Here is a 255-nt window from a genome sequence, read left to right as displayed (position 1 = left end):
AGGTAGAAACCTCTCCTTTTTTATTTAATGCTCTTGAAAATGACATTCCGTTTGCTGTAAGTAGAAAATCAAGCTTTTCTTTTTTAATTGCATCCAATTTTTTATAAGAGTCTAATGTTCTTATATACTCTAACACAGATTGTGCTCTAGCAGATGAAAGATTTAAATTATAAAGATAGCTTTCTCTTTGATCTTTTTTAGGCGCAATGGTATCAGTATGTCCTTCAATTCTAATCTCACTTATATATGGTAAAT

The 255-nt window shown here is 29.4% G+C and carries 1 pseudogene; it reads right to left on the bottom strand.

The features are described from left to right. Nucleotides 1-255: pseudogene (locus tag WFK35_RS23150) on the bottom strand (hypothetical protein); the annotation flags it as partial.

Source organism: Chryseobacterium sp. VD8 (assembly GCF_037149975.1).
Classification (GTDB): Bacteria; Bacteroidota; Bacteroidia; order Flavobacteriales; family Weeksellaceae; genus Chryseobacterium; species Chryseobacterium indicum.
This window is presented reverse-complemented; position numbering and strand designations above follow the sequence as displayed.